Annotated in this window: 1 protein-coding gene; it reads left to right on the top strand. The window is 40.9% G+C overall.

Features of this window, described 5'->3' with window-relative positions; all coding sequences use genetic code 11:
- The first annotated feature begins 547 nt into the window (after positions 1-547).
- Complete coding sequence (locus ACM0OZ_RS48900) at positions 548-847, top strand: hypothetical protein (protein ID WP_414590168.1); 300 nt, start codon at positions 548-550, stop codon at positions 845-847.
- Positions 848-1,246 lie beyond the last annotated feature (399 nt).

Here is a 1,246-nt window from a genome sequence, read left to right as displayed (position 1 = left end):
ACTTCATACTCTGACTCTATTACACCCCTACCTCACTTTAAAATATGTTGGTAATCTCAGATCTTGCACCTAACCGTAAAAAACCGTATAAGCTAAAAAGATGCGCGATAAGGCTACCTGATTTTTATCGGTTTTTATCGCTAAATTAAGGCTTTTAATTTAATACGGAGTAATTAAATTAAATCAATTTTTATTGGTGCAAGATCTGAGTAATGACAAGCTTTAGAAAGGTGGGTCACGACGAATAAAGCCTGCAGAGGCAGGCTTTGAAAACCATGACTTTTCGCTCGTCTTGGCAGGGGGAGTTAGTACAACTCGTCATTAATCGGGGTCGGAAATCAAAATGTTGACAACTCTGGACAATAATTTATTCCTCAGCCGAATTCCGAACCCTCTTGTATGGTGACGTGTACTTAGTACGTGTAGTCCTAGACTTCTAGCGTGATAGCGTCAGGTGCATTCCGATGAATTGAAGAAACACAAGACCACACAGACAACACAACTCAACCAAATACATCAAAACTCAATCTCTCAAAGGAGAACACATATGTCTAAGAATATGAATGATTGGCTCAATGAGAATTTAGAGGAAGTAGAATTGCCTTGCAATGAAAAGAAATCACTGATTCAGAGGTATCTACAAAATCCCTTTTCTACAGTGTGGTCAAAGTTGGTTGCCCTGATTAAAGCTACCCAAGCTCCTAGCCAACCTGAAGCGCTTGAAAACAATCAATTTGAAGAACATGAACCCAAGTCTATCCGAGAGCATTATTTATACACTCATTTCACAGATAGGGTTGAGCCCTCACTTTACTACACTGTATTATTTCACCACGAAAGATTTTAAAACCTGCTTGCTTTGGTTACCATAACATTTTGGGAATTTTTCATATCTTGCACGCCTTCGATTGAAATCGCGGGTACACAGATGAAACCCGCTGCGGCTTGGGTTTTGAAACCCTTAATTTGTCCTAAGTTCGTACAAGAAGAGCTTCGTTTGTGTAGCCTCAGATCTTGCACCTCTGGGTAGGAACCGAGCTTATGTAAAAAGCGGTACGATAAAGTTACATTACCGCCCTGAATTTATTTACGGGGTTTCCCTTCAGCATAACCTGACTTTTCACGTCATGTGGAAAAGACAAGCGTGACCTAACCCCCCAGCCCCCTTCTTATCAGGGAAGGGGGAGAAATTTAGTAACCGTTCAGAGGGGTAGGAGAGCGATCGTAAAAAATTGCCACCAAAATC

This window comes from Scytonema sp. PCC 10023 (genome assembly GCF_963920835.1).
Classification (GTDB): domain Bacteria; phylum Cyanobacteriota; class Cyanobacteriia; order Cyanobacteriales; family Nostocaceae; genus Kalymmatonema.
Note: the sequence above shows the minus strand (reverse complement) of the source record. Positions and strands in the feature narration are given on the sequence as shown.

Bases quoted from the DNA above. Each gene is read 5' to 3' on its own strand.
- ACM0OZ_RS48900 (WP_414590168.1), top strand. From the start codon at position 548: ATGTCTAAGAATATGAATGATTGGCTCAATGAGAATTTAGAGGAAGTA.